We start from the raw sequence: 7,293 nt of genomic DNA, 5'->3' as shown, positions 1-7,293 counted from the left end.
GCACCCAAGCAGCGGACTTTCCGCGCGCACCCGGCGGGACGGAGCTCCGCCGGATGCGTAGTGGTCAGCGGTTGAAGATGGGCATGATCTTCTTGCTGTCGTCGCACCACACCTCGTGGTACCCGTTCGCCTGTGCCAGCGGCAGTTCCGTCGCCTCGCAGACCGCCTTGGAGGGGTACTTCTCGGCCCCGATCGGCACCCAGCCGTCGCCGGGCGGGGGCGCGGCGACGGCGGTGGCGGCGGTCAGCGGAACGGTGACCGCCGCGGCACCGACGGCCAGAGCGACACCGATCCGACTACGCCACGACTTCATACCTGTCTCCTCACTCGTCGATTCCTCGGTACGAGAACCACCCTGCTCGGCGCCGCTACCGCCGGCCTGCCGCTCCGCTAACATCCGCCTAACACGCCCGCGAGCAGGGAAAATGCGCCAAGGAGACCTCGACCCGCCGGGTCGCGGCCGCCGGGTGGGGGAGATCCGCGGCTGCCGGCCGGGAACCACCACGACCACTGCAACCACTGTGCCGACCCGGCACGCTCCACCAAGACGGCCCTCCCGGCAGCGTGCCGAAAGGGGCGTTCTCCGTGCCGTCCCGCTGCCGTCCCGCAGCGATCTGCCTGCGGTCCGTTCGCGGGATCGTGCGTGGTCGTGCCACGGGGTCGGGGCCGGGTCGGTCAGGCGACGAGCAGCGTCTCGCGCAGCCGGTCCAGGTCCTGCTGGCTCAGTCCCAGCCCTTGCCGAAGATAGGTGTCGAAGGTGCCGAAGCGCGCCTTGACCTCGTCGAAGGCCGTGTTGAGGTACCGGAGCCTGGCGTCCAGGATCGGCTTGAGACGGGCGGCCGTGTCCGGCGTCTCCTTGGCGAGGGTCGCGGCGTTCCGCGCCGCCAGGTAGTCGTTGGTGGCCAGGTAGTCCCGCACGACCGTGTCGCGGTCCACCCCCAGGGCCGTGAGCAGCGCGGCGGTGCCCCAGCCCGTACGGTCCTTGCCGCCCGTGCAGTGAAAGGCCAGCGGGGCGGAGCCGGCGGTGTCGGCGAGCCGGAACAGCGTGCGGTAGGCGTCGAGCGCGGAAGGTCTGGAGACGTACCACCGGTAGGTGCCGGCCATCATCCGGGCGGATGCCGCGGCCGTGGCGGGCAGCTCAGGGGTGAAGTCGCCGCCCAGCACGTCGGCGGTGACGTAGCGCGCGCCCGCCGGCACCCGGTCCGGGGCCTCGGCGCGCTCGGCCGGCACGCGCAGGTCCAGGTCCGTGCGGATGCCCAGTCGCTGGAGCACGGCCAGGTCGGCGTTGGAGAGCGAGTGCAGGCCGTCGGTGCGGTACAGCACGCCCATCTTGACCCACCTGCCGTCGGTGGTGCGGATGCCGCCCACGTCGCGGAAGTTGGGCACGCTCCGCAGGTGCAGCGAGCGGTCGGCGAGAGTGAGCGGGTCACCCTGGTCGGGGACGAGGCGGAACCACTGGCGGTCGACGGCGGGCAGACCGCGCACAGTGACGCGGGCCTCGGTGCCGCCGCGCGCCACGACCCGTCCCTCGGCGTAGACGGTCACGGAGGCGACGCCGGGCGCTCTCCAGGCCACGACGAACGAGCCGTCCTCCTGTTGGGTCACCGTGGCGTCGGTGAAGGGGATCCCGTGTGCGGCGAGCGGTGCCCGCGGGGCGTGTTGGCTGGCTTCGGGGGACGGGCCGAGGGGATCGGCCGCGGCGAGCGGCGTGGCGCCCCCCACTGCCGATACGGCGGCCATGAACGAGACGGCGATGCGGCGGGCGGATAACACCGCCGCCGTGGAAGGAGAATTCATGACGAGACCATACGGCCCGAAATAGGCCGGAATTATCTAGTTTTGTGCGGCGGACTCGGGCCGCGACGGGCGCGCGGAGCCCGGCACACCGAAGCGGCGGGCGCTGCCGGCGCACGCCGTGGCCGACGGGCGGCGCGGGGTCCGGTCGCCCGTCGGACGACCGGACCCCGCACGCCGCAAACCCCGGCGTCCGTCCATGGTGGTGGGCGCCCGGAGGCCATCCGGACCCACCTGCCCGTCAGCCCTCCGCGTCCATCAGGCGGAACAGGTCCTCGTCGCTGGCCGAATCCAGGTCCAGCGCCGCGTCCGAGCCGGGGTCGGTACCGCCGTCCGCCCCCCGCGCCCCGGCCGTCACCGCCTTCAGCCGCGCCATCGCCTCCTGCGGCACCTCCGCGCCGGCCGTGAGCAGGGCGTGCAACTCGCCGACGAGCGCGGCCACATCGCGACCGGGGGCGTTTGGCGGTGCGAGGCGTTCGCGCACGAGGCGGACCACGGCGAGCGGCTTGGGGTAGTCGTAGACGAGCGTGGCGGGCAGCCGCAGTTCGGTGGCCGCGATCAGGCGGTTGCGCAGTTCGACGGCGTTGACCGAGTTGACGCCCAACTCCTTGAACGTACGGTTGCCGTGCTCGGCGGACAGCTCCTCGCCGCCCAGCACGGCCGAGGTCTCCGCGAGCACCAGGGCCAGCACGAGCGCGTCCTGCTCGGCGTCGTCGAGACCGGCCACGCGGGACGCCAGCCCCGACGGCTCCGCACCGGCCGCCGCGTCACCGGCCGACACGGCGTCCGCCGCCTCGGCAGCGCGGTCCACCGGGCCCACGGGCACCGGCGCCAGCCAGAACCGCCGCCGCTGGAACGCGTACGTGGGCAGCGGCACGGTCCGGGCCCCGGGGAGTACCGCGTCCCAGTCGACCGCGACGCCGTGGGCGTGCAGCCGGGCGACCGCGGTGAGCAGAGCCTGCCGCTCCGACGCCCCACCGCGCAGGCTCGGCAGCACGGCGGCCGCCAGCTGCGGGTCACCCGACTCCAGGCACTCGTCGATCATCGGCGTGAGCGCCGGCTCGGCGCCCAACTCCAGGAATCCGGTGACGCGCGCGTCCAGGAGGTGGTCGATCCCGTCCCGGAACCGCACGGACTGCCGCACGTGCCGCACCCAGTGCTCCGGGTCCCGCGCCTCCGCCTCGGTGAACGGCCGGCCGGTGACGGTGGAGACGAGCGGCACGGCGGGCGCGGCGAACGACAGCGTCCCGACGACCTCGCGGAACGCGGCCAGCATGGGTTCCATCAGTGGCGAGTGCGGCGCGGTGCTCACCGTGAGCCGCCGGGTCTTGTGGCCGGCGGCCGCCAGCCGGTCGGTGAGGGCGAGGAGCGGCGCCTCGGCGCCCGAGAGCACCAGGGAGTGCGGACCGTTCACGGCCGCGACCGCCACCGAGTCCGTCACGTCGGCGAGCCACGGCAGTACCTCGTCCTCCGTGATGCGCACCGCCACCATCGCGCCCCCGGGCGGCAGCGAGCCCATCAGCCGGCTCCGGGCCGCCACCAGGGTGCACGCGTCCCGCAGCCCGAGCACGCCCGCCACGTGGGCGGCGGAGATCTCGCCGATCGAGTGCCCCACCAGGTGGTCGGGGACCACGCCCCACGACTCGAACTGCCGGTACAGGGCGACCTGGACGGCGAACAGCGCCGGCTGCGTGTAGGTCGTGTCGTCGAGGAGGGCCGCCTCGTCGGAGTCGGGCGCCGCCCACATCACCGGGGTCAGCGGCCGGTCCAGCAGCGGGTCCAGCGCGGCACAGACCTCGCGCAGGGCCCGCCCGAAGACGGGGAACGCCTCGGCGGCCTCGCGCCCCATGCCGCTGCGCTGGCTGCCCTGCCCGGAGAACACGAAGGCCAGGCCGCCCGGATCGGCGTCGTGCAAAGTGACTCCCGAAGAGCCCTCGCCCCGCCCGAACCGGTCCGCCGCGGACAGCAGTTGGGCCCGCTCGGTGCCGCTGACGACGGCCCGGTGCCGGTGCACGGCACGCGTGGTGGCCAGGGCGTGGGCGACGTCCTGGGCGCGCAGCGCGGGGTCGGCGGCAACGTGTTCGGCCAGCCGCCGCGCCTGCGCGCGCAGCGCCGCCGGACTCCGGGCGGACAGCACCCACGGCACGGCCGGGTCACCCATCGGCTCCGTGGCCGCGGTCGCCGCGCCCCCGTCCGGTGCCGTCTCCGGCACCCCACCGGGCGACGCCTGCGCCGCGGCGGCCGGCGGCTCCTCGACGATCACGTGTGCGTTGGTGCCGGTGAGCCCGAACGAGGACACGCCCGCCCGCCGGGTCGCTCCGTCGTCCGGCAGCCAGGGCCGGGCCTCGGTCAGCAGCCGTACCGAACCGGCGGACCAGTCGACCTTGGTCGAGGGCACGTCGACGTGCAGGGTCCTGGGCAGCACGCCGTGGTGCAGCGCGAGCACGGTCTTGATGACGCCGACGACGCCGGCGGCGGCCTGCGTGTGACCGACGTTCGACTTCACCGACCCCAGCCACAGCGGCCGTTGCGCCGGCCGCTCCCGGCCGTAGGTGGCCAGCAGGGCCTGCGCCTCGATGGGGTCGCCCAGCGGGGTGCCGGTGCCGTGCCCCTCCACGGCGTCCACGTCCTGCGGCAGCAGCCCGGCGTCGGCCAGCGCCTCGCGGATGACGCGCTGCTGCGCCGGGCCGCTCGGTGCGGTCAGCCCGTTGGAGGCACCGTCCTGGTTCACGGCGGACCCCCGCACCAGGGCCAGGACCCGGTGTCCGTTGCGCCGGGCGTCGCTCAGCCGCTCCAGCAGGAGCAGCCCGGCACCCTCCGACCAAGCGGAGCCGTTCGCGGAGTCCGCGTACGCCATGGCGCGGGAGTCGGGGGACAGCGCCCGCAACCGGGAGAAGTGCGCGAAGGGCGTCGGATTCGCCATCACGGTGACGCCGCCGGCCAGCGCCAGGTCGGTCTCGCCCGACCGCAGGGACCGGCACGCCAGGTGCAGGGCGACGAGCGACGACGAGGAGGCGGTGTCGACCGTCAGCGCGGGGCCTTCGAGCCCGTAGGTGTAGGCGATGCGTCCCGAGATCGCACTGGCGGAAGCACCGGTGATCAGCATGCTCTCCCAGGCGCGGGGCACGGCGGACGCCTGCGCGCCGTAGCCGCGGTCCATCGCCCCGGTGAACACGCCGGTGCGGCTGCCCTTGAGGGACCGCGGGTCGATGCCCGCCCGCTCGAACGTCTCCCAGGCGGCCTCCAGGAGCAGTCGCTGCTGCGGGTCGGTCGCCGTCGCCTCCTGGTCGGACAGGCCGAAGAAGCCCGCGTCGAAGTCGCCCGCGTCGTCCAGGAAGCCCCCTTCGCGGGCGTACGAGGTCCCGGGGCGGTCCGGGTCCTCGTCGAAGAGCCGCTCCAGGTCCCAGCCCCGGTCGTCCGGGAACGGGGACATCGCATCGGTCCCGCCGGCCAAGAGGTCCCACAGCGCCTCGGGGGAGTCGGCCCGGCCGGGCAACCGACAGGCCATGCCGACGATCGCCACCGGGTCGGCACCTTCGGCCGGCACCCCCCGTGCGGCCGGCCGGAGCCGGTCCTCCTGCTGGACCAGTACGTGGGCGACGGCGCGCGGATCGGGACGGTCGAAGGCCAGGGTGGCCGGCAGCGGCAGCCCGGTCGCCTCGCACAGCAGGCTCCGCAGCCGTACCGAACGGAGCGAGTCGAGGCCGAGCCGGCGGAAGTCCGTGTCGGGCGCGAACGGAACCGCGGCGCCGTCCTCCCCGAGCACCCGCCCGACGCAGTCCCGCACGAGGTCCAGGGCCTCCTCGACGGTGGCCGGGGGGACGGCGCCGGGACGGGCCGACACGGGCGGCGCCGCACCGTCGGCGAGCAGCTGCGTGAGCCGTTGCCGGTCGAGCTTCCCGGCGGGGGAGCGGGGGAGCGCGCGCACCGTGACCAGTTCGACGGGGATCTTGTGCTCGGCCACCCCCAGTCCCCGCAGGAACGCGGTCACCTCGCCCAGGCCGAGGGCGCGGTCCGCCTCCTCGGTCACGACCAGGCAGGGATACTGCCCCAGCCGGTCGTCCGGCGCTGCGACCACGGCCAGTGGGCCCAGGCCGGTGAGGCCCGCGAGCCACCCCTCGACCTCCGGGGCGGCGAACTTCCGGCCCGCCGTGTTGATCAACTCGGCGGTCCGGCCGTGCAGCACCACCACGCCGTCCGCGTCGACGGCGGCGAGGTCACCGGTCCGCAGCCACCCGTCGTCGGTGAGGGCCGCGCGGGTCAGCTCCGGCTCGCGGAAGTAACCGCGGAACAGTCCGGGCCCCCGGTACTGGAGCTCCCCGGTCTCGCCCGCCGCGCACACCGCACCGTGCGCGTCGACGGTCCGCAGCTCCACGCCGGCGACCGGGCCGCCGACACTGCCGTCGGGGTCCTGCGCCCGGGTGCTGGTGCCGGTGCCGATCTCGGACATCCCCCACACCACGACCAGTTCGCAGTCGAGGGCCGCCCGCACCCGCCCGGCGAGCGCGGGCGCGACCGCGGCGCCCGCCGTACGCACCTGGCGGGGGGCGAACCCCGCCGGCCCCTCGGACGACTCCAACCGGCCGACGACGTCCCACAGTTGCGTGGGCACGGCGAAGACGACGCGCGGGTCGTGCTCCCGGGCCAGGGCCAGGAAGCGGTCCGCGTCCCAGTCGGTGAGCACGACCTGGCGGCAGGCGGCGGACAGCGCCGCGTGCACGGCCTGGAGGCCGAACAGATGCGTCATCGGGCAGGCCGTGAGGACCGTGCCGGAGAAGGCGTCGGCGGCCTCGGCGGTCACGGCCGCGGTGTGCGACAGCAGACCGTCGTGGCTGTGCAGACACAGCTTGGGCCGCGCCGAGGCCGTTCCGGACGACGGGACCAGGACGAACGGGAGGTCGGGGGTGACCTCCATCGGCCGGGGCCCGCTGCCCGCCCAGGCCGCCAGCAGCCCGTCCAGCGTCCCGACCCGCGGCTCCTCGCCGCCGGTCGTCGCCCCGCCGGTCAGCAACACCCCGCGCAGCGACGGCACGCCGTCCAGCAGCGAACGGGCCGTCGCCGAGCCCTCGTCCGCCGCGCCCGACAGGACGAGGAGGACGGGCTCCGCGCGGGTCAGCAACGCGCGCGTCTCACCCGTCGAGGTGCCCTGGTGCAGGGGCAGCAGCACCGCGCCGACGGCCGCGACCGCCAGGTGCAGGGTCTGCAACTCCCAGCAGTTCGGCAGCCGCACCGCCACCACGTCGCCGGGCGCGACGTCCGACTCCTGGAGCCCGCGGGCCAGCGCGTCGACGTCCGCCCGCCACTCGGCCCACGTCCAGGAGCGGTCCCCGTCGACGAGGGCCACCGCGTCGGGGGCGGCCGCCACCGCGGAGGCGAACACCTCGGGGAGCGTGCGGCCCCCCGAGGCACCAGCGCCGTCGGACGGCGGGTCGATCACATAGTCATCGGTGTGGACGGGCACCATCTCTCCCGGATGTCGAGCACGTGCGTCGGTCGGGG

At 75.1% G+C, this 7,293-nt stretch carries 3 protein-coding genes; all 3 read right to left on the bottom strand.

The genetic code is table 11. The features are described from left to right. Positions 1–64 precede the first annotated feature (64 nt). Entirely contained in the window at positions 65–313 is a 249-nt protein-coding gene (locus ACO0M4_RS32250) for a hypothetical protein (RefSeq protein WP_430374614.1), read from the bottom strand. 362 nt (positions 314–675) lie between these two features. Continuing rightward, the gene (locus ACO0M4_RS32245; RefSeq protein WP_430374613.1) at positions 676–1,797 is read right to left on the bottom strand and encodes a tyrosine-protein phosphatase; all 1,122 of its coding nucleotides are present in this window, start codon (positions 1,795–1,797) and stop codon (positions 676–678) included. Between the two features lie 238 nt (positions 1,798–2,035). After that, positions 2,036–7,258 (bottom strand): beta-ketoacyl synthase N-terminal-like domain-containing protein, encoded by a 5,223-nt coding sequence (locus ACO0M4_RS32240; protein WP_430374612.1) that lies wholly within the window; start codon positions 7,256–7,258, stop codon positions 2,036–2,038. Positions 7,259–7,293 lie beyond the last annotated feature (35 nt).

This window comes from Streptomyces sp. RGM 3693, from assembly GCF_050471125.1.
Classification (GTDB): domain Bacteria; phylum Actinomycetota; class Actinomycetes; order Streptomycetales; family Streptomycetaceae; genus Streptomyces.
Note: the sequence above shows the minus strand (reverse complement) of the source record. Positions and strands in the feature narration are given on the sequence as shown.

Excerpts from the sequence above, each read along its gene's own strand:
- ACO0M4_RS32250 (WP_430374614.1), bottom strand. The coding sequence starts at position 313 with ATGAAGTCGTGGCGTAGTCGGATCGGTGTCGCTCTGGCCGTCGGTGCC.
- ACO0M4_RS32245 (WP_430374613.1), bottom strand. The coding sequence starts at position 1,797 with ATGAATTCTCCTTCCACGGCGGCGGTGTTATCCGCCCGCCGCATCGCC.
- ACO0M4_RS32240 (WP_430374612.1), bottom strand. The coding sequence starts at position 7,258 with ATGGTGCCCGTCCACACCGATGACTATGTGATCGACCCGCCGTCCGAC.